Raw genomic sequence first — 22,186 nt, 5'->3', positions numbered from 1 at the left:
GAATTACGCTTTGTGTTGTTTAATAAGTTCGATGAAGTGGTCAAACAATGGCGCTGCATCGTGTGGACCTGGGCTCGCTTCAGGGTGACCCTGGAAGCTGAACGCTGGCTTATCTGTACGGTGGATACCTTGAAGTGTGCCGTCAAACAGAGATTTGTGCGTTGCACGTAGGTTCTCTGGAAGCGTCTCTTCATCCGCAGCAAAGCCATGATTCTGTGAGGTAATCATTACTACGTCACGGTCTAGGTCTTTAACTGGGTGGTTTGCACCGTGGTGACCAAACTTCATCTTCACTGTTTGCGCACCAGACGCTAGAGCCAAGATTTGGTGACCAAGGCAGATACCAAAGAGTGGTAGGCCTTTGTCTAGGAATACTTTTGTTGCTTCGATAGCGTAAGTACATGGCGCTGGGTCACCAGGACCGTTTGATAGGAATACGCCATCTGGGTTAAGTGCAAGCACGTCTTCAGCAGAAGTTTGCGCTGGAACCACTGTTAGGCGGCAACCGCGGTCAACAAGCATGCGTAGGATGTTGCGTTTTGCACCGAAGTCGTAGGCAACAACATGATATGGCAGCTCGCTGTCGTCTTTCGCTTCAGGAAGACCACCCTCGAGCGTCCACGAACCCTGTTTCCATTGATACGTCTCTTTTGTTGTAACTTCTTTCGCAAGATCCATACCTTTCAAGCCAGGGAATTCTTTCGCTTTAGCGAGTGCTAGCGCTTCATCTAGGTTATCACCTGCAACGATACAACCGTTTTGAGCACCTTTCTCACGTAGAAGACGAGTCAGCTTACGCGTATCGATATCTGCAATACCAACGATGTTTTGAGACTTAAGGTAGTCTGAAAGTGACTGTTCAGTACGGAAGTTAGAAGCGATAAGAGGAAGATCGCGGATCACAAGGCCTTGTGCGTGGATTGCTGAAGACTCTTCGTCTTCTTTATTAGTACCAGTATTACCAATATGAGGGTAAGTAAGGGTAACAATCTGTTGAGAATAGGAAGGATCAGTGAGGATTTCTTGGTACCCCGTCATCGAGGTATTAAAAACAACTTCACCAACGGATAAACCATCTGCTCCAATGGAAACACCGCGGAACACTGTCCCATCTTCTAGGACTAACAGTGCTGATTTACTCAAGACAACCTCCAGAATAAAAATGCATAAATTTTAAATTAAATTGCAGATTTGCCTTCCTCTTCGCTATAAGTAAGCGGTTTTAGGTAGTTCAGACAAATTGGCGGTATTCTAATGATGCCGACGTTTTGTGTCAACAAGCATGGAAAAATAAATTTAATTTTTATAGTCGCTGGCGAATTTTTCGTTTTAAACCGCCAAAAATGTACATTTACAAAGACAAATTCAATCAGTTAACGGCAAGCATAGTTTTTCGATGCAGAAACCCGTCAGCCCACTCCGTTATTTGCAACAACTATTTGCGCAAACGATCGCCAAACAGACAAAACATATAAAAATAGAGGTTTAAGTTAAAAAACGACAAATAATCTCCATAAAAATAAGCAAAAACCACAATTACTGTACAGTTTGCATCCATTTGTGAAAGTTGGGGCGCAAAGTGTTTATAGTAGTTCCGACCATCGTTTCTAGAATATTTATGTATTTGTTGTTTCTAATCACTACCCCAATTTTGGGTATAAAAAAAGCGCCATACTGGCGCTTTTTTTAAATGCTATCTAAGCCGAGCACTTCGGTCATGGTGTAAAAACCAGCAGGCTTGTCGTTGAGCCACACTGCGGCTTTCACTGCACCGTTTGCAAAGGTCATACGATCGGTCGCTTTGTGAGTAATCTCAACACGCTCGCCGATATCTGCAAACATCGCGGTGTGCTCACCGATAATGTCACCGGCCCGAATAGTCGCAAAGCCGATTTCATCACGAGTTCGCTCACCCGTAATACCTTCGCGAGCATAGACTGCCACATCGTTTAGCTCATTACCCATGGCGCCAGCAATCGCTTCACCCATGCCAATCGCAGTGCCAGATGGAGCATCAACCTTATGGCGGTGATGTGCTTCAACAATTTCAATGTCGCAGTAATCACCCATCACTTTCGCTGCTTTCTCTAGCAATTTGAAAACGAGGTTAACACCGACGCTGTAGTTTGGAGCCATAACCACTGGAACCACTTTGGCCGCTTCATCGATAAGTTGTTTCTCTTCATCGCTAAAGCCAGTGGTACCAATCACCATTTTTTTGCCGTGTTGTTTACACAGCTCGAGGTTCGCAAGGGTACTTTTTGGTGCGGTAAAGTCGATAATCACATCGAAGTCTTCAATCGACTTTGTTAAATCGTCTACAAGCGCGACATCAAAACGCCCCTCACCACATAGTTCGCCAACATCAACACCAACGAGTGAAGACTCAGGACGCTCTGAGCCCGCTCCCACGGTCGCTTGTTTGTTGTGAAATGTTGCTTTTACTAGGTTGCGACCCATTCGGCCCGCTGCTCCTGCAATCGCAATTCTTACCATTGCGCTATTCTCCGTTGTTTTGTGTTGCTACCGTTTTTTGTTGCTACCAATGTAACGTAAAGCCTTTGGGGCTGCTAGCACCTAAGGGGATTTAGCTGAATTTTTCTATCACTTTATTCAACACTGGCACGTTGGCTTCTGGGAAGGCATAGTCAGCCAACTCACTGATCATTACCCATCGACCTTCCTGTCCTTCTTTTCCAAACGGAGTACCTTCGAAGGCAGTGACCGAAATAAAGTCAAACTCCAGTGACTTCTCTGGGTAGTCGTGCAGCAGATGCTCAAACACGGTTTGCTCGGTCACTGTGATATCAATCTCTTCGTAAAGCTCACGAATGATAGCCTCGCTAATGGTTTCTCCGGTTTCAACTTTACCACCAGGGAACTCCCAAAAACCGCCTTTATGCAGATTGTCCGGTCTTTTCGTAATGTAGATTTGAGATTTATCTTGATTGAAAATGATTGCGGCAACGATATGAATGCGTTTCACTCTACTTTCCTCATTATTGTTTTTGTTACTCGCGCAGAAGCTATGCATAAAAAAGAAGTTACGCATAAAAAAAGAGCCGCATAGCGCGACTCTTTTCTTCAGCATCGTGTCTTAGTTGATCTTACCATGACATTGCTTGTACTTCTTACCGCTTCCACATGGGCATGGTTCGTTGCGGCCTACCTTACGCTCTTCACGCACCATAGGTTGTTGTGAACCATCCTCCGCTTGCTCTGAATTATCGGCTAGCTGATTTTCAGCATTGGCATGCTGCGCTTGCGCTTTTGCCGCTGCCGCTTCGGCTTGAGCTTGGCGCTGAGCTTCCATACGCTCCACTTCTTCTTGCTGCTGTACACGTACTTTAGAAAGAATCGTGATCACGTCAAATTTCAGAGAATCTAGCAGTTGCTCGAACAACTCAAACGACTCACGCTTGTACTCTTGTTTCGGGTTCTTCTGAGCATAACCACGTAGGTGGATACCTTGACGTAGGTGATCCATCGCCGCTAGGTGCTCTTTCCAAAGCGTGTCTAGCGTTTGTAGCATCACAGATTTCTCGAAGTTGCGCAGTACTTGTGCGCCAACCGTCTCTTCTTTCTGCTGGTAAACCGTTACTGCAGTATCCAAGATCTTCTCACGAAGCGCTTCTTCGTAGAGCTTGTCGTCTTCTTCCAACCAAGACTTGATCGGCAGATCAAGGTCAAAGTCATTCTTAAGACGCTCTTGAAGGCCTTCTGTATCCCACATATCTTCTAGCGATTGCGGAGCAATGTATTCATCAATAACAGACGTGAACACATCACTGCGGTTCTGCTCTAGCATCTCGCTGATGTCATCAGCAGTCATTAGCTCGTCGCGCAGCTCGTACACTACTTTACGTTGGTCGTTCGCCACATCATCGTATTCAAGAAGCTGTTTACGGATGTCGAAGTTACGACCTTCCACTTTACGCTGTGCTTTTTCTATTGAGCGAGACAGCATCTTACTTTCAATCGCTTCACCTTCATCCATACCGCTTTGGATTAGGCTTGCCATACGATCAGAGGTAAAGATACGCAACAGTTGATCTTCCATCGATAGGTAGAAGCGTGAAGAGCCCGCATCACCCTGACGACCAGAACGACCACGAAGCTGGTTATCGATACGACGAGATTCGTGACGCTCAGTACCGATGATGTGTAGGCCACCGGCTTCTAGCACTTGGTCATGAATCACTTTCCATTCCGCTTTAATCGCGTCAATCTGCTCTTGTGATGGGTTGTCTAGCTGCTCAACCTTCGCTTGCCAGCTACCACCTAACACGATATCGGTACCACGGCCTGCCATGTTAGTCGCGATAGTTACCGCGCCTGGCGTACCCGCTTCAGCTACGATTTCCGCTTCTCTTTCGTGGAATTTCGCATTCAGTACGTTGTGTTTGATCTTCGCTTGCTTAAGGGCGTTAGACAATAGCTCTGATTTCTCAATCGATACCGTACCCACTAGGCTTGGCTGACCGTTTGCCGTGCGCTCTTTGATGTCTTCAATGATGGCGTTGAATTTTTCCACTTCTGTACGATAAACCACATCCGGCATATCATTACGAACCATAGGCTTGTTGGTTGGGATAACCACTGTCTCTAGGCCGTAGATAGATTGAAATTCGAATGCTTCAGTATCAGCCGTACCTGTCATGCCTGACAGTTTGTCATATAAACGGAAGAAGTTCTGGAAGGTAATCGATGCCAGCGTTTGGTTCTCGTTTTGGATCTTAACGCCTTCTTTTGCTTCAACGGCTTGGTGAAGGCCTTCAGACCAGCGGCGACCCGGCATAGTACGGCCAGTGTGTTCATCAACGATAACCACTTCACCTTGCTCGTTCACGATGTAGTCAACGTTCTTTTCAAACAGTACGTGAGCACGAAGCGCCGCATTCACGTGGTGTAGCAAACTGATGTTAGTTGGCGAGTAGAGAGTGTCGCCCTCTTCCATCATGCCATTCTTGATAAGCAGTTCTTCAACAAATTCCTGACCGGTTTCTGTTAGGTGCACTTGCTTAGACTTCTCGTCCACTGTGTAGTGGCCGTCACCACGATACTCTTCCGAATCTTCTTGATCTTGTTGCTCAAGGTGAGGAATCAAGGTGTTGATGCGAGTGTAAAGATCAGAGCTATCTTCGGCTGGACCAGAGATAATTAGCGGTGTACGCGCTTCATCGATTAAGATCGAGTCCACTTCATCGACAACAGCAAAGAAACGTTCACGTTGAACACGATCTTCAACGCGGAAAGCCATGTTGTCACGTAGATAGTCGAAACCAAACTCGTTGTTTGTTCCGTATAGAATATCTGCTTGGTATGCGTCTTTCTTCTCTTGAGGGTGCATGTTTGGCACGTTAATGCCAACGGTCATACCTAAGAATTCAAACAATGCACGGTTGGTTTCCGCATCACGTTTCGCAAGGTAGTCGTTCACGGTAACAATGTGAACGCCTTTACTTGGTAGAGCGTTTAGGTACGCAGGTAGTGTCGCCGTAAGCGTTTTACCTTCACCAGTACGCATCTCTGCGATTTGGCCAGAGTTAAGAACCATGCCACCGATAAGCTGAACATCGAAGTGACGCATGCCGAATACACGTTTAGATGCTTCACGAACAGTTGCAAATGCTTCTGGCAGGATTTGGTCTAGGTTTTCACCTTTGTCCAAACGCTCACGAAACTCAACCGTTTTCGCTTTTAGTTCTTCGTCAGACAACGCTTCGAACTGCGGCTCGTAGTTATTGATCTGTTTTACGATTTTTCTTAGTCGACGCAGTGTTCTGTCGTTGCGACTACCAATGACCTTTGTCAGTAGGTTACTAATCATTGTGTTTTTGTTCTCTCTACCATTAGATCATTTCGACCTATTAAAATTGCCTTCCGTCTCTACTAAGGCCAAGCGACCTAACTGAGATAAAATCTATACCAACTGATATTGAGTTCAAGCGGCTAGAATTCAAGGCAGACATACCAATTAATGGCACATAGTTTAAGGAATTTTTGACCCAACAACCAAGCATCTATCGAAACTAACCGTAATTAGTTTGATGTGTTTGGAAGTTTTGAAGAATAAACCCGCTATAAGGTGGATATTGTCGCTGAAAAGAACGGCATTTGATAAAGATAGCGCGGCTCAAATTTGCAAACTTAAACTGCGTAAACGCCGCCTACTTTAGTATTTCGCCGAAGTGGTTGAGGTAAATATCGAGGAAAGATCCCTATGATCGGCAAGAGATCGTCGCGATCCTGAAAGTACTTGGCAAGCTTTTGCCACCTAATTGACTCTCAATTTGCGAAAGCAATTCAAACTAAAAAGCCAAATCACAGATACAAAAAAATCAGGCGCTAGGCCTGATTTTTCTCAATGAGGAGGATTGGATTACGCCAAAACCATGCTCGGATCTGCAAACGCAACTGGAGAACCTTCTTTTTCTTCAAAGGTCGTCCACTCCCACGCTTCTTGATCCGCCAGTACCGCACGAAGCAGTTGGTTGTTCAAGCCGTGGCCAGATTTGTAAGCAGCAAACTCACCAATGATGGCATGACCTGCCATATAAAGGTCACCAATCGCATCTAGTACTTTATGAGTCACAAACTCATTATCAAAACGAAGGCCATCTTCATTAAGAATACGGTAGTCATCAAGTACGATTGCATTATCAAAACTTCCGCCAAGCGCAAGGTTCTTAGACTGCAGATATTCGATGTCACGCATGAAGCCAAACGTTCTTGCACGAGAAATCTCTTTCACAAAGCCTTGTGAAGAAAAATCGAACAGTAAGTGCTGCTCATCTGCATCAATTGCAGGATGGTTGAAATCAATCTCGAAATCCATGCGGAAGCCGTTAAATGGACGGAACTCAGCCCACTTGTCACCATCTTCAAAACGTACAGTTTTCTTGATACGAATGAATCGTTTTGGTGCATTTTGAGTCTCAATGCCCGCTTGTTGTAGCAGGTATACGAATGGGCTTGCGCTACCATCCATAATTGGGATCTCAGGTGCATCAACTTCAACGATAATGTTATCGATACCCATGCCAGCCAGAGCCGCATTTAGGTGCTCAACCGTAGAAATACGGATGCCTTCATCGTTAACAAGCGCAGTACATAACATAGTGTCACGTACAGAAAGAGGATCCGCAGGGAAATCCACAGGCGGATTCACGTCAGTACGACGGTATACAACACCAGTATTCGCAGCCGCAGGACGCAAAGTTAGTGTTACTTTACGGCCAGAGTGGAGACCCACTCCTACAGTAGTCACTATTTCTTTAAGCGTACGTTGTCTGATCATCTACAAACCTCTTAATCTACGCTACATATCACGGTTGATTATGTAACCAACCGCGAATCCTACCAGAAATTTGAGCTATGTCAAATTCACGCAGATTATCAATCTGCCTGACGACGCAAAAATGCTGGAATGTCTAAGTAGCCACTTTCCTTCTCAGGCTTAGGTGCTGCGCTGGTATTGCCGCTCGACACAGGTGCAGAGCTTGCAGTATTCGGCGTGTTCACCTCAACCTTCTCCTGATTATTTACAGGCAAAGATTGTGCCACCTTGTCCTCTACTTTTGCAGCTGGTGCTTGAGTTGACTGTTGGGGCTGACTTGCCGTCACTGGCGTTTTACCGCCTGCGACTAGCGTAATATCTGGCTTACGTTCGTTGCCAATACCCGTCGCAACCACAGTCACGCGAATTTCGTCGCTCATGTCTGGGTCTAGAGAAGTACCGATAACAACCGTTGCATTGTCAGACGCAAAGGCTTTCACTGTGTTACCAACCGTCTCGAATTCGTCTAGACGCATATCAAGACCAGCAGTGATGTTCACAAGCACACCACGTGCACCTGCTAGATCGATGTCTTCTAGAAGTGGGCTAGAAATTGCCATCTCTGCCGCTTCTTCTGCACGATCTTCACCTTTAGCAACACCGCTACCCATCATTGCATGACCCATCTCTGACATCACGGTACGTACGTCCGCAAAGTCGACGTTAATCATGCCTGGGCGAGTAATCAATTCTGCGATACCTTGAACCGCATTCTTCAGTACGTCGTTTGCACTTGCAAACGCTTCCAGTAGCGTAACGCCACGGCCTAGTACTTTCAGAAGCTTTTCGTTTGGAATCGTGATCAAAGAGTCAACGTGCTTTGATAACTCTTCAATACCTTGCTCTGCGAATAAAAGACGCTTTTTACCTTCGAAGCTAAATGGTTTCGTGACCACTGCGACGGTAAGAATGCCTAACTCTTTCGCGACTTCAGCAATTACTGGAGCGGCACCGGTTCCGGTACCACCGCCCATACCAGCTGCGATAAATACCATATCGGCACCAGTAATGCTTTCTTTAATTCTTTCTTTGTCTTCAAGAGCTGCATCACGTCCAACTTGAGGGTTTGCACCCGCGCCCAAGCCTTTTGTGATATCGCCGCCAATTTGAATAACGTGGTTGATGCTCGTTTTGCGTAGTGCTTGAGCATCGGTATTAACACTAATGAAATCAACCCCTTCGATTGACTCACGTACCATGTGTTCTACAGCGTTACCACCGCCACCGCCTACACCCACTACTTTAATGACAGCTTCGTCAGACATTTCCATCATCGGTTCAAACATTTGTTATCTCCGTTTTCCTGCAACTCAGGTTAAAACTCTTTTTGTATCCAGTTACGCAACTTACCAAAGATTGTCGACACCGATTGACGCTTTGGTTCGTTATAATCATTGTCGTCATTAATCTGACTGTCTCTTGCGTAATGAAGTAATCCAACGGCCGTAGAATGATACGGCTCTTTTACATAGTCCGTAAGGCCACTCACCTCTAGAGGCTTGCCTACACGAACCTGGTTACGGAATACACGTTCAGCGCACTCCACAACCCCTTCAATTTGTGCTGCACCGCCGGTTAAGACGACACCTGCTGCGAGATGGTGCTTCACACCGTTCTCTCTAAGTTTAGCTTGAACATTATCAATGGTTTGATTAACAAGTCCCATTAATTCTGTATAGCGCGGTTCTATCACTTCTGCCAATGTTTGACGTTGTAAACTGCGTGATGGACGACCGCCAACGCTTGGAACGTTCACTGTATCGTCTTTACTCACCAGTTCACTCAGTGCACAGCCATACTTCACTTTGATTTCTTCAGCATCACTCAAAGGTGTACCGAAAGCAAAAGCGATATCACTGGTCACCGCATTGCCAGCATAAGAGAACACTTCAGTGTGTCTCAGTGCACCGCCAGTCCAGATGGAGATATCCATAGTGCCAGCGCCAATGTCAACCACACAAACACCAAGCTCGCGCTCGTCTTCGGTGATCACAGCATTACTTGATGCCAGACCAGAGAAAACCAGTTGTTCGACTTTGAGTCCACAGCGTTCTACCGCTTTAATGATGTTTCTTGCCATGTCGTTATGACAAGAGATCAAATGAACACTCACTTCCATTCGAACCCCAGACAGTCCAAGCGGGTTTTTAATACCCTCTTGATAGTCTATGGTAAATTCCTGAGGAATCACATGAAGAATGCGCTGTTCATCACCAATTTTTATGGATTTAGCGGTATGAATCGCCCTGTCCATATCATCTTGTGACACTTCTTCCTCAGAAATGGTTCCCATGCCCTTTTCAATTCGACTCGCAATATGCTTACCAGAAAGTGAGATAAACACGCTGCTGATCTGGCATTCCGCCATCAGCTCAGCCTGATCGACAGCACGTTGCACGGATTTAACCACTGACTCAAGGTCGTTAACGCCACCTTTGTCCATTCCGCGAGAAGGACTAGAACCTGCACCAATGATATTTACCTGCCCGTCCGGCAAAACTTCGCCGACTAGCGCAGATACGGTCGCAGTGCCAATATCAAGACCGACAATAATATTGTCATCCGTGGTCTTCGTCATCTGTACTCTCTTATGTTTTGCTATCTCAAATCCCAGAGAACAACTCGCTTGGGTTGCCCAATTCCTAACTGAACTTAAGTATCGATACGCTAATGCCTATCGATACATAAAACCAGTTACCCTGCCGACTCCGTAAGATTACCTTCTGCTGTCATTTCAGCAGGAAACCAACCGACGGCTGCACCTGTGTCATATCGCAAATCGATGTAACTGATTTGAGATACCTTGTCACCCAGTTCGCGATACAAAGAGATAAAACGCTGTAAGCGCTCATCAAGTGCATCTTTGCCTAGCTCTAGACGGATCCCGTTATCTAGGATCACTTGCCATGCCCGGCGCTCATTCAACACTAACGAAGATATGGCTAGCCCTAAACTCGCTAACTTGGCATTGCTATCACGATAAGTATCCAACACAAAGCGTTCAGTACCCATCGGGCCATACAGTTTCACTTTCTGTTCTTCAATCACAGAAACATCACCGCTGAACACGACACCATGAATATCAAGCATATCGATGCCATTCCAAATTGCGCTAGCCTGGTACTCGGTCAAAAACACCTTAACTGTATCTGGCCACTGTTTACGTACCGATGCTTGCGAGACCCACGGAATTTGCTCAACACTTTGCTGAAGAACATCGATATCTTGAGACATGAAGGTCCCAATATGTTCCAAATTGGCAAAGGCATGCTGCACATCTTTAGCACCTACATGGGTTAAATCCCCTTGTAGCACTATCTTAGATAATGGAAGGCGCTGGTCGTCCCACATCCAGCTAATGGTGGAATAAAGTGTTGAACCGATGACTGCGATCACTGCAAATAAAAAAATCGCCCCGATCCCGTGTTGTGAAAACATGGAAGCTCGACGCGTTTGCTCTACACTGCTGTCTGAAGTTTCAGTCAAACTCTTTGGTCCCTTATTAACTTCTCTTCGCCTTTCCTTAAGATAGTGGAATAAGAGTCTAATCTAATGGTCTTAACCTAACGATTATACTAATCAATATCAAACTATCAAACACTCAACCCAAGAAAACTAGGCTTTTGCGCACTGAAACAACAAAAAAGTTCGGATGGGCGATCAATTCACTGTATCGCTCATTCGAACTCATAAATTATTCAATACACTCGAAAATCGAGAAACTAGCTATTTTGCATCACTTGGATATCTAGCTTCATCTTCTCAAGCTGCTTAGCCACTTTACCAATATCACCAGCACCTTGCGTCAAGACTAAGTCGCCATCTTGCAAAAGATTGGATAAAACTGATGGTAAACCATTCATTTCTGGAACAAAAACTGGATCAAGCTTGCCGCGAGTACGAATAGTACGGCACAGTGAGCGGCCATCAGCGCCAGCAATTGGGGCTTCTCCAGCCGAATACACATCCAGCATCACCAGTACATCTACCTGCTCCAGTACATTGGCAAAATCATCGTAAAGGTCACGAGTACGGCTATAACGGTGCGGTTGGAACACCATCACCAGTCGTTTATCCGCCCAACCATTACGCGCCGCTTTGATGGTGACGTCCACTTCTGTTGGATGGTGACCATAATCGTCGACCAACATGACACGGCCATTACCCGTTTCAAATTCGCCTAAATGCTCGAAACGACGTCCTGTACCTTCAGTACCAAGCATCGCCTTAACGATGGCCTCATCACTAATATTATCTTCGGTCGCGACAGCAATAGCAGCAGACGCATTCAACGCATTGTGTTCTCCCGGAATATTCAGGGTAATCTCAAGATTATCTCGGCCTTTTCTGACAACGGTAAACTTACCTTGCTGCCCTTCTTGGCGATAATTCTCAATACGTACGTCCGCATCCTCTGAAAAACCGTAAGTAATCACTTGACGACTAACACTTGGAATCAGCTCACGAACCACTGGGTCGTCAACACACATTACGGCCTGTCCGTAAAACGGCAGGTTATGTAAAAAGTCGATAAAGGTCTGTTTGAGCGTATCGAAATCACCACCATAGGTATCCATGTGGTCAGCTTCAATATTGGTGACGATGCTGACCATTGGTTGAAGGTGTAGGAACGACGCATCACTTTCATCAGCTTCGGCAATCAGGATACGGCTTGAGCCCAAGCGGGCATTCGTGCCGGCACTTTTCACCAAGCCACCGTTAACGAAGGTTGGATCCATGCCCGCTTCTGAATAGATTTGCGTAACCAGCGCTGTGGTCGTGGTTTTTCCGTGCGTCCCCGCAACGGCAATACCATGTCTAAAACGCATCAGCTCAGCAAGCATTTCAGCACGGCGAACCACTGGGATTCGCAATTCTTTCGCCGCAACTAACTCAGGGTTTTCAGGGTCAATCGCAGTAGACACTACTACCACACTCGCAAGATCAATATTACTAGCAGCATGACCAATAAAGACAGTCGCCCCCTTTTGCGTCAGGCGCGCTGTCACAGCATTCTCAGCAATATCAGAGCCGGTAATTTGATACCCCTCGTTCAGTAGCACCTCTGCGATACCACTCATACCCGCGCCGCCGATACCGACAAAGTGAATACACTTCACGCGTCTCATTTCAGGTATCAAGGCACGGATCTGCGCTAAGTCTGGTGTTTGTTGCTGTGTCATGAGTCTGTCTCGTTAATCTATTTTGTTAATTCGATAATTTCTTTCGCGACGCGTGTATCCGCATCGAGCTTAGCCGCTTGTCGGGCATTAATGGCCAGCGTTTTTAACTGCGTTCGGTCTAAGCTACGTATCTGTTCAGTCAGTTTTTCCACGCTCAATTGAGGCTGCTCAATCATATACGCAGCCTGGCAGTCGACCAAGTGGTCGCCATTAAGCGCCTGCTGACGATCTTTATGCATAAATGGAATAAAGATAGCGCCAACGCCGGCTGCAGCAAGCTCGGATACTGTCAGTGCACCGGAGCGACAAACCACAAGGTCTGCCCATTGATACGCTTCGCTAACATCATCAATAAACTCCGTCACCTCAGCCTTACCAACTTGGTTTTGCTGGTAAAGCTCAGCGACTTCTTGCTTGCTACCTTTTCCTGCTTGATGGCGAATCGTGTAGCCTTCACCCAGCGCAGCCATGACTGGTGGCAGCGTGTGATTGAGGATGCGAGCACCTTGACTGCCCCCCATCACTAAAATTCGAATATCACCATCACGGCCGTTAAGTCGTGTTTCTGGCGCTTCAATGTCTAATAAGTCTTGGCGCACTGGATTCCCTACTACTTCTGCGTCAGCAAAAGCGCCCGGAAATGCCTGGAACACCTTTTTGGCAATTTTGGAAAGCCACTGGTTGGTCAGTCCCGCGACGCCATTTTGTTCGTGGAGGACGACAGGGATACCCATAGTCCAAGCCGCAATGCCACCAGGCCCACTGACATAGCCCCCCATGCCGAGCACAGCATCAGGTTGCCAGCGCTTTAAATGTTGGCGCGCTTGAAAAATCGCACTGATGATCTGAAACGGTGCTTTAATCAGTTTAGCAATGCCTTGACCGCGCAACCCTTTCACTTTAATAAAATCAATTTCAATCCCGTGCTTTGGTACTAAGTCTGCTTCCATTCTGTCTGCAGTGCCAAGCCAACGGATCTCCCAGCCTTGCTCTTGCAAGCGCTTCGCAACAGCCAATCCCGGAAATACGTGACCGCCGGTTCCACCAGCCATCACCATTAAGCGTTTATTTTTCTTCATCTTGTTTCTTTTTCTTATCTGTTTCAGGCTCGCTGCTCGGTGCAGGCTCAGGTTCAATGTCCGGAAGCAGTCGACATTCATGGTCTACTCGTAGCAGGATCGATACCGCCACCGACATGATAATCAAACTGGAGCCACCATAGCTTATCAGTGGCAATGTTAGACCTTTGGTTGGCACCATACCCGCTGCTGCACCAACGTTGACTAAGGTTTGAAACGCAAACCAAATACCGATGGCAAAACACAAATAGCCGCCAAAAAACTGCTGTTTTTCAAACGCACGCCTACCGATATACAGGGCTTTAATCACCAGTGCAAATACCAACATCAATACTAAGACGACACCAACAAACCCGAGCTCTTCAGCCAGCACCGCAAATACAAAGTCGGTATGCGCTTCTGGTAAGTACTCCAATTTTTGCACTGAGTTACCAAGCCCTTGTCCCATCCAGTTACCACGGCCAAATGCCATGAGTGATTGCGTAAGCTGATAGCCGCTGCCAAATGGGTCTTCCCAAGGGTCTAGAAACGAAGTAACACGTCTTACTCGGTATGGCTCGACCAAAATCAGCGCTATAACCGCGCTGACGCCCGCAACAAATAGAGCAATAAACTGTGATAATTTGGCACCAGCAATAAACAACATGCCAAACAAAGTCACCAGCATCACCACCACGGTACCTAAGTCAGGCTGTCCCAACAATAGGATGGCAAACGTGGTGAACACCATAATAGGTTTGATAAAGCCGCCAAAAAACGACTGCCTGACCTCGTCTTGCTTTCTCACCAAGTAGCCGGACATGAAGATGAACAGCGACAGTTTGGCTACCTCTGCAGGCTGAAGGTTAAACAGCCCAAGCGGTATCCAACGAGACGCGCCGTTAACGGACTTGCCGACGACGAGTACAACGATCAGCAAGAAAATAGATATCGCTAGCAAATAAGTACTGTATTTGAACCATTTAGCGATAGGGATTTGCAGAACCACAGCCGACGTACCAAGCGCTAATACCAGAAAGATAGCGTGGCGAAACATAAAGTGGAATGGCTGATCCGTCAGTCGAGAACTGATCGGAAACGAGGCTGAAGTTACCATCACCAGTCCCGTCACCATCAACCCAAACGCCAACCAAACCAGTTGTCGGTCATAAAGCGTATCTGGGGCACTGTGGGTCATCCATCCCATGGTGCGTTGTCGAATTTGATGAAACATAGTGACGAATCCGTGTTAACTAACTTGCGCTGAATAACGCTCTGCCAAATCGGTAAAGTGATCACCGCGAGCCATGAAATTGGCAAACTGATCAAAGCTGGCGCACGCAGGCGACAACATGACCATATCACCTTGCTTCAATTTTGGCGTGATCTCAGCCAATATATCGTCCATTGAAGCAAAGTAGCGCGCACTATCGTGAAGCGGTAGAAACTCTTCTCCATCGAGACCAAAACAGCACAGCTGAACATTGAGTCGAGAAAGCGGCGTAGCAAGCTCAGAAAAATCTGCGCCTTTCCCCACCCCGCCGACAAGCAAGTACAGCGTTCCTTGGAGTGCTAAGCCTGACAAAGCGGCAAGCGTACTTGCTACATTAGTGGCTTTCGAATCATTAACCCATTTCACGTTAGCTTGTTCGGCCACCACTTGGCAGCGATGGGTTAAGCCTCGATAAGATTTCAAGCATTCCAATGCCGAACGATAATCGATATTTGCTAGCTTGAGCAGCGCACAAGCGACCAAAGCATTTGACCAATTGTGCTTACCCACGATGCTCAGCTCATCCGCCGCGAGGATTTTAGCATCGCCATCCATCAACCAAGTGCGTCCATCAAATACCTGCATACCGAACTGCTTAGCATCAAAACCAAATGTCGATAGTGCTAGAGACGTCTCTGTTGGATAAGTCTCTGGCTCATCGCGATTTACTAACACATGCTCAGCATGTAAGAAGATCCTGCGCTTGGCCTCGGCATAATCCGCCATACCCTCGTAGCGATCCATATGGTCTTCTGAAAGATTTAGAAACGTTGAGACTTGCGTTTTCAGCGACGACGTCGTTTCCAGTTGGAAACTGGATAGCTCAAGCACATAGAGATCGGCATCAAGCTCAAGTAAATCGAGCGCAGGAACACCAATGTTGCCACCCACTCCGACACTAAGTCCCGCAGCCTTGGCCATCTCACCCGTGAGATCAGTCACGGTACTTTTTCCGTTTGAACCGGTAATGGCAATCACTGGCTTGTCATTTGCCCTAGCAAACAGTTCGATATCGCCAATGACAGAGACGCCGTTTGCCATGGCTGCGTGAATTTCCGGCGTCGCTAGAGCGATACCTGGGTTACACACCACTAAGTCAGCCTGCATCAACCAATCGGCTTCAAAACTGCCGGTATGTAGGGCAACGCCTTGCGGCAACTGCTCAGCCCCCGGCGGATTGTCTCGACTGTCCATTACTTGAATGGTCAATGTAGGATGATATTTACGAAGGTGATTAACGACGGAGAGCCCGGTAATACCGAGCCCTACGACGACCACTTGCTGAATGTCTTGCCAACGTTCCATGAACAAGGATCCCTAGCCTGTTGATTAACGTACTTTAAGCGTCGCTAGGCCAATAAGTACCAATACGATTGAAATGATCCAGAAGCGAACGATAACACGCGGTTCTGGCCAGCCTTTTAGTTCATAGTGATGATGGATAGGTGCCATACGGAAAATGCGCTGACCACGCAACTTGTAAGAGCCAACCTGAAGGATTACCGATAGCGTCTCCATTACAAATACACCGCCCATGATCACCAGTACGAACTCTTGACGTACCAACACGGCAATGACACCCAATGCGCCGCCAAGTGCTAACGAACCTACATCACCCATAAAGACTTGCGCAGGGTAAGTGTTAAACCAAAGGAAACCAAGTCCAGCACCAACCATCGCAGTACAGAACACCACAAGCTCAGAGGTGTATGGAATATAAGGAATGTGCAAATAAGCTGCGAAGTTAACGTTGCCTGTTGCCCAAGCAATCACCGCAAAGCCGGCGGCAACCAATACCGTTGGCATAATAGCCAGACCGTCAAGGCCATCGGTCAGATTCACCGCATTACTGGTGCCAACAATCACAAAGTATGTGAAGACAATGTAGAACAGCCCCATTTGCGGCATTACATCTTTAAAGAATGGTACTACAAGCTGTGTGGCTGCCGTGTCTTGGCCGTGAGCATACAGAGCAAATGCCACCACCAAGGCAATCAGCGACTGCCAAAAATACTTCCAACGAGCGATCAGGCCATCGGTGTTTTTGCGCACTACCTTGCGATAGTCATCCACAAAACCAACGGCACCATAGCCAAGTAGCACCGCAAGTACAGCCCAAATATAAGGGTTACTCAAGTCTGCCCAAAGCAAAACGGTAATAGAAATCGCCGATAGGATCATTATACCACCCATCGTCGGTGTACCACGCTTGCTAAAGTGCGACTCCGGACCTTCATTTCGAACGACTTGGCCAATTTGCAGCATTTGTAGACGGGCAATCATTTTTGGCCCCATCCACAAAGAAATACCTAACGCAGTTAATACACTGACAATGGCTCTGAATGACAAATATTCAAACAGACGAAAAAAAGAAAAGTATGGCTGTAGTAATTCTGCAAGCCAAATGATCATGTGTATTTCTCCTTCAGTGCATTGGCGATAGTAAACATGCCAGCACTTAGCGCCCCTTTAACCAACAAGGTATGAGAGGTCTGGTTTAACTGTGTTAATGTGTGCTCGATATGCGCAAACATATCGTCGTGACTTTTAAAATGCTGTCCACCGCAAAGGTCACTGATTACTTTCGCATCCTCACCATAGGTTAAAACATGTTCAAATGCGAAAGGTGCAGCATGTTGTCCGACTTCTTTGTGAAGTGCAAGGCTTTCATGCCCCAATTCTGCCATGTTACCCAAAATCAACCAGCGCTGGGTTTGAGTAAACTGCCCCAACAGATCGACCGCCGCCTTCATTGCGGGAACACTGGCGTTATAGCTATCATCAATCAGAGTGAGCGTTTCGGTAAGCTTCTCAACATCAACACGGCGCTTCACTTTACTTAATGATTGTAAACCGTGTTGAACTTGCTCGAGAGTTGCACCAACTTGCGTTGCCAAAGCGGCTGCAGCCACTGCATTTGCCACATTGTGCTCACCGATAATGGTCAACTCAATCGAAATGTTGCCTACTGGGGTGTGGAGTGTAAACAACGGGCTACCAAGAGATGACAAGGTTATGTCAGAGGCGTAAAAGTCTGCGTGAGCGTTCTGTTTGGCGATGCGCACAACCTGTTTGTCACTCAGTACCGATTGCCAGTAGTCACCACCTTCACTATCAAGGTTCACAAGTGCAATACCACCCGCAGGCAGTCCTTGATAGATTTCCCCCTTAGCCTGTTTAACACCGTCAAGAGAGCCAAAACCTTCTAGATGCGCCTCGGCCACATTGTTAACCAGCGCGACATCCGGCTGAGTTAACGCTGTTGTGTAGGCAATTTCACCGATATGGTTAGCACCCAGTTCAATCACGGCAAATTCGTCTTGAGGGGTTGAGCGAAGCAAAGTTAATGGCACGCCGATATCATTATTAAAGTTACCCGCGGTATACAGCACCTGCCCTTTGCTAGACAAAATGCTGGCAATCATCTCTTTAACTGTCGTTTTACCGCAGCTGCCTGTAATGGCAATCGTTTGGGTTTGGCTGCGCTTATGAACTTCCGCCCCCAGTTTACCCAAGGCTTGTTTACTATCGGCAACCACGACTTGAGCAATGGCGACATCCAACTCTCGCTCAACAATTAGCGCTGCTGCGCCTTTCTCTGCCGCTTGCTCAGCAAAATCATGGGCATCAAAACGTTCACCAACCAAAGCAATAAACAGCGCACCCGGTTCGATGGCTCGCGTGTCTGTGGTGACATCTGTGATACTTATATCGTCACCCACTAGCTGTCCGTCAACAATGGTCGCGATATCCGTTAATTTGAGTTCAATCATAACGTCAGTCCTAGTAACTGTGCTGCCGTTTCACGGTCTGAATAGTGGACATTGTCATTGCCAATCACTTGGTAGTCTTCGTGCCCTTTACCGGCAAGTAGAATGATGTCGGAAGCACTCGCGTGCTTCACCGCTAGCTGAGCCGCATTAAAACGTTGATGCTCAACAAATGCCACCTCTGGCGCACTCATTCCCGCCAGCATATCTTCGACAATCGCTTTAGGATCTTCACTGCGTGGGTTGTCATCGCTTAAGATCACCTTGTCCGCTAACTGCTCAGCGATAGAGGCCATCATTGGACGTTTACCTTTGTCTCGGTCACCACCGCAGCCGACAATAACCCAAAGCTGGCCATCACAATGCACGCGAAGTGCCTGCAAGGCTTTCTCTAACGCATCTGGGGTGTGAGCGTAATCTACCACCAGCTTTGGTTTATCATCCGCTTGAAACAGCTCCATACGACCAAGTACAGGTTGTAGCTTGGATGCTGTATCCATTAGCGCTTGTTTATCAAAACCAAGCGCCAACAGAGCAGAAAACGCCAGCAACACATTGCTCGCATTGAACTGACCAATCAGCGGAGCATTGAGCTTGCCACTGCCAAAGCAACCATCAAATTCTAAAGAGATGCCGCCGTCACTATATTCAACCGATGTTGCCCAAACGCCCTTTGCGCCTAGCTGGCGCCCTTCAACAGACACAGCAATGGCATCGCTGCGCGCCGAAAGCCAGCGGCGACCCACTTCGTCATCGACATTCAACACCGCATGCTCGCAGTGATGCCCGGTAAATAGTAGTTTCTTGGCCGCTTCATAACCTTCCATCGTGCCGTGATAGTCCAAGTGGTCACGGCTGAGGTTAGTGAAAATACCTAGTGAGAAAGGCACAGCGGCCACACGACCTTGAACCAGTCCATGGGAGGAGACTTCCATCGCCGTGTATTGCGCGCCCTGGGCATCAAGCTGAGATAAAATGCGCTGCACATCAATAGCGCTGCCCGTGGTATTTTTCGCTTGTTGCAAATCGTTCAAGAAGCCATTGCCCGTGGTGCCCATGATGGCGGCTCTATCGCCGACAAGTTCAATCCACTGCGCGATAAGTTGGGTGATGGTAGTTTTACCATTCGTCCCTGTTACGCCAATCACTTGCTGCTTGTACTGATAAAGACGCGCGGCCATCACCGACAACAAAGTGTCGAGCTGATAAATATGAACAACAGGCACGCCATCGACAAGGGTCACTTCGCCATGTTTGTGCTCAGCATCGGCCTGAGCAATCACTGAGTCGGCACCAGACTGAATCGCACGCTCGATAAACAGACGCCCATCTACCGTATGGCCGATGATCGCCACAAACGTATCACCTTGCTTAATAGCACGGCTATCAAGCTCCAAGTTAGACACATTGATGGCTCCGAGCGTGTCGTTTGCCATCAGTTTACTGCTGTCATCAAGCCATGGTTTTAATAGCTTTGCCAATGTCAAAGAGGTCAACATTGTTTCTCACCTATTGCTGAAATTGGTTTTCGTCAGGAGCGACATTGAGTATCTGCAACGCTCCCTTCATGATTTCGGAAAAGACAGGGCCTGCCACCGCACCGCCATAGTACTGATCGCCTTGCGGTTCATTAATCACCACTACCAAGGCAATACGCGGGTCACTTACCGGCGCGACACCTGAGGTAATCGCTACATATTCATCACTGTAGCCACCCGCCGCTGCCTTTCTTGAAGTACCAGTTTTCGCGGCTACTCGATACCCGGGCACCGCCGCTCGTGTTGCTGTACCGCCAGGCTGCGTTACCGCCTCTAACATATGCAGAACCGACATCGCGTAGTCATGGTTGATAACCTGCTTGGACAAGTCCTGCTGATTGCTTTCAATAATATGTACTGGCTGATACAAGCCGCCATTACCGAGAGTGGCGTAAGCGTGTGCTAACTGAAGAGGCGTGATGGAGATACCGTAGCCAAATGCGAGTGTCGCGATTTCAAACTGCGACCAACGGCGACGGTTAGGGAAGATACCCGTGGTCTCACCGACCAAGTTAAGACCAGACAGCTGACCATAACCAATGGAGCTGTACATCCCAAGTAGCGCCTCTAGTGGCATGTCTAAAGCCAGCTTTGCCACACCGATGTTGCTCGACTTTTGCAGGATCTTAGCTAAGTTCGCTTTACCCACCTTCGATGTATCACGCACTCGGCTACCACCGATCTGCATGATGCCATTACCGGTATCGATGATGGTGTTTTCATCGGCAATACCTGCCTCTAGTGCCGCTAGCACGACAAATGGCTTAACCGTAGAACCCGGCTCCATCGCATCGGTAATAACACGATTTCGCATCGTAAAAGACTGGCGTGAAGAGCGGTTGTTCGGGTTATAAGAAGGCGCATTTACCATGGCTAATACACCACCGGTTTTCACATCAATGATAACGGCACTGCCCGACGTGGCGCGGTAATCGGCCACAGCCTGTTTGATGGCGCGATAAGCGATGGCCTGCAATCTTTGATCGACGGTAAGCTCAAGTGGTTTACCTTCCTCTCTGTCTTCAAGAGAGATGTTTTCCACCACGCGACCATAGCGGTCTTTACGAATAATGCGCTTACCCGCTTCACCGGTCAGCCATTTATCATAGCTGCGCTCAACGCCTTCAAGACCGTGACCATCGATACCAGTCACACCCACTAAGTGAGCACTAACCTCACCCGCAGGATAATAACGTCTGGATTCCGCTTTTAGCCCTACGCCAGAGAGTTTCAACTCTTTGATGTACTTCGCCATCGCAGGGCTCACTTGACGCTGCAGGTAAATAAATCGGCGTGATTTGTTCTTGTTGATTTTGGCAATAAGTGCATCGCGATTGAGACCAAGTACATCAGCAAGTGCATGCCAACGGTCTAACTGCTTAAGTCCATCATCTTTAAAAATAGTAGCTGGATCGGCCCATACCGCCTGAACAGGTACACTGACTGCAAGTGGTTCACCGTTTTTATCGGAGATAATGCCGCGCGCCGAAGGCAGCGCCTTTACACGAACAGAGCGCAGATCGCCCTGTTTAATCAGATTGTCAGGCTCGATAACTTGAATATAACCGATGCGTGCGACTAGCGCGGTAAAGATAAGCAGCACGCCGCCCATAATGAGGCGAAAGCGCCAAGCGATCAGCGCAGGTTGGCTTGCGGCTTGCTGAGATTGTTTTTTGTTGGAAGACTTAACGACTTTTTTGCCTTTCATTTCAGGGAAACCACTACTTCCTTGTCTGCGTCTGGGCGCGTCATCTCTAACTCTTGTTTAGCCATAGCCTGAACGCGGCTATGTTCCGACAGCGCATTTTCCTCAAGCAACAGGTTGCGCCACTCATTATCAAGTCGTTCACGCTCTTGAAGCGCGATATCTTTCTCGTTGATGGCTTCGCGGGTGTGATGCGTTGCAAACACCACCCCCATCGCCGTTGCAAATATCATCAAAAACACGATAAGCGGAATACGGCCTACCGTAATGATATCTAAGGCAATCAGTTTCGCGAGATTATGAGTCGGTTGGTTAGACAT

Annotated in this window: 17 protein-coding genes; all 17 read right to left on the bottom strand. The window is 47.5% G+C overall.

The genetic code is table 11. The annotated features are described in order from the left end of the window. Positions 1–3 precede the first annotated feature (3 nt). Positions 4–1,143, bottom strand: a complete 1,140-nt coding sequence (carA, locus tag ACVA6Q_RS16690; protein ID WP_446648219.1) for a glutamine-hydrolyzing carbamoyl-phosphate synthase small subunit — start codon at positions 1,141–1,143, stop codon at positions 4–6. Between the two features lie 543 nt (positions 1,144–1,686). Then, positions 1,687–2,496: a 4-hydroxy-tetrahydrodipicolinate reductase gene (gene dapB, locus ACVA6Q_RS16685; RefSeq protein ID WP_112459857.1), complete on the bottom strand. Its 810-nt coding sequence runs from the start codon at positions 2,494–2,496 to the stop codon at positions 1,687–1,689. A gap of 91 nt (positions 2,497–2,587) precedes the next feature. Next, positions 2,588–2,986, bottom strand: coding sequence for an 8-oxo-dGTP diphosphatase MutT (gene mutT, locus ACVA6Q_RS16680; protein WP_353497861.1), 399 nt, complete (start codon positions 2,984–2,986; stop codon positions 2,588–2,590). A gap of 111 nt (positions 2,987–3,097) precedes the next feature. After that, positions 3,098–5,830, bottom strand: a complete 2,733-nt coding sequence (gene secA / locus ACVA6Q_RS16675) for a preprotein translocase subunit SecA (protein ID WP_353497860.1) — start codon at positions 5,828–5,830, stop codon at positions 3,098–3,100. A 552-nt stretch (positions 5,831–6,382) separates the two neighbouring features. Beyond that, the gene (gene lpxC / locus ACVA6Q_RS16670; protein WP_353497859.1) at positions 6,383–7,300 is read right to left on the bottom strand and encodes a UDP-3-O-acyl-N-acetylglucosamine deacetylase; all 918 of its coding nucleotides are present in this window, start codon (positions 7,298–7,300) and stop codon (positions 6,383–6,385) included. Between the two features lie 98 nt (positions 7,301–7,398). After that, a complete protein-coding gene (gene ftsZ / locus ACVA6Q_RS16665; RefSeq protein WP_353497858.1) occupies positions 7,399–8,625 on the bottom strand; it encodes a cell division protein FtsZ in 1,227 nt (408 codons plus the stop codon). A gap of 29 nt (positions 8,626–8,654) precedes the next feature. Further along, positions 8,655–9,917 carry a cell division protein FtsA gene (ftsA, locus tag ACVA6Q_RS16660; RefSeq protein ID WP_353497857.1) on the bottom strand — a complete coding sequence of 421 codons (1,263 nt, stop codon included), beginning with the start codon at positions 9,915–9,917 and terminating at the stop codon, positions 8,655–8,657. A 116-nt stretch (positions 9,918–10,033) separates the two neighbouring features. Continuing rightward, positions 10,034–10,777, bottom strand: a complete 744-nt coding sequence (locus ACVA6Q_RS16655; RefSeq protein WP_353497856.1) for a cell division protein FtsQ/DivIB — start codon at positions 10,775–10,777, stop codon at positions 10,034–10,036. Between the two features lie 284 nt (positions 10,778–11,061). Beyond that, positions 11,062–12,522 (bottom strand): UDP-N-acetylmuramate--L-alanine ligase, encoded by a 1,461-nt coding sequence (murC, locus tag ACVA6Q_RS16650; protein WP_446648218.1) that lies wholly within the window; start codon positions 12,520–12,522, stop codon positions 11,062–11,064. Between the two features lie 17 nt (positions 12,523–12,539). Further along, positions 12,540–13,601, bottom strand: coding sequence for an undecaprenyldiphospho-muramoylpentapeptide beta-N-acetylglucosaminyltransferase (gene murG / locus ACVA6Q_RS16645; RefSeq protein WP_446648217.1), 1,062 nt, complete (start codon positions 13,599–13,601; stop codon positions 12,540–12,542). Next, on the bottom strand, positions 13,588–14,814 hold the full coding sequence (gene ftsW, locus ACVA6Q_RS16640) for a cell division protein FtsW (protein ID WP_353497853.1): 1,227 nt from the start codon (positions 14,812–14,814) through the stop codon (positions 13,588–13,590). Before ftsW ends, murG begins: the two co-directional genes overlap by 14 nt. Before the next feature lie 15 nt (positions 14,815–14,829). Further along, entirely contained in the window at positions 14,830–16,158 is a 1,329-nt protein-coding gene (murD, locus tag ACVA6Q_RS16635) for a UDP-N-acetylmuramoyl-L-alanine--D-glutamate ligase (RefSeq protein WP_446648216.1), read from the bottom strand. 24 nt (positions 16,159–16,182) lie between these two features. Continuing rightward, positions 16,183–17,265 carry a phospho-N-acetylmuramoyl-pentapeptide-transferase gene (gene mraY, locus ACVA6Q_RS16630; RefSeq protein ID WP_418641746.1) on the bottom strand — a complete coding sequence of 361 codons (1,083 nt, stop codon included), beginning with the start codon at positions 17,263–17,265 and terminating at the stop codon, positions 16,183–16,185. Continuing rightward, complete coding sequence (locus ACVA6Q_RS16625; protein ID WP_446648215.1) at positions 17,262–18,626, bottom strand: UDP-N-acetylmuramoyl-tripeptide--D-alanyl-D-alanine ligase; 1,365 nt, start codon at positions 18,624–18,626, stop codon at positions 17,262–17,264. The genes mraY and ACVA6Q_RS16625 overlap by 4 nt, the downstream gene beginning before the upstream one ends. Beyond that, entirely contained in the window at positions 18,623–20,122 is a 1,500-nt protein-coding gene (murE, locus tag ACVA6Q_RS16620; protein WP_418641747.1) for a UDP-N-acetylmuramoyl-L-alanyl-D-glutamate--2,6-diaminopimelate ligase, read from the bottom strand. The genes ACVA6Q_RS16625 and murE overlap by 4 nt, the downstream gene beginning before the upstream one ends. A 10-nt stretch (positions 20,123–20,132) precedes the next feature. Beyond that, positions 20,133–21,869, bottom strand: coding sequence for a penicillin-binding transpeptidase domain-containing protein (locus tag ACVA6Q_RS16615; RefSeq protein WP_446648214.1), 1,737 nt, complete (start codon positions 21,867–21,869; stop codon positions 20,133–20,135). Beyond that, positions 21,866–22,186, bottom strand: a complete 321-nt coding sequence (ftsL, locus tag ACVA6Q_RS16610) for a cell division protein FtsL (protein WP_042501227.1) — start codon at positions 22,184–22,186, stop codon at positions 21,866–21,868. The genes ACVA6Q_RS16615 and ftsL overlap by 4 nt, the downstream gene beginning before the upstream one ends.

It is taken from the genome of Vibrio sp. DNB22_10_4 (assembly GCF_052879755.1).
Note: the sequence above shows the minus strand (reverse complement) of the source record. Positions and strands in the feature narration are given on the sequence as shown.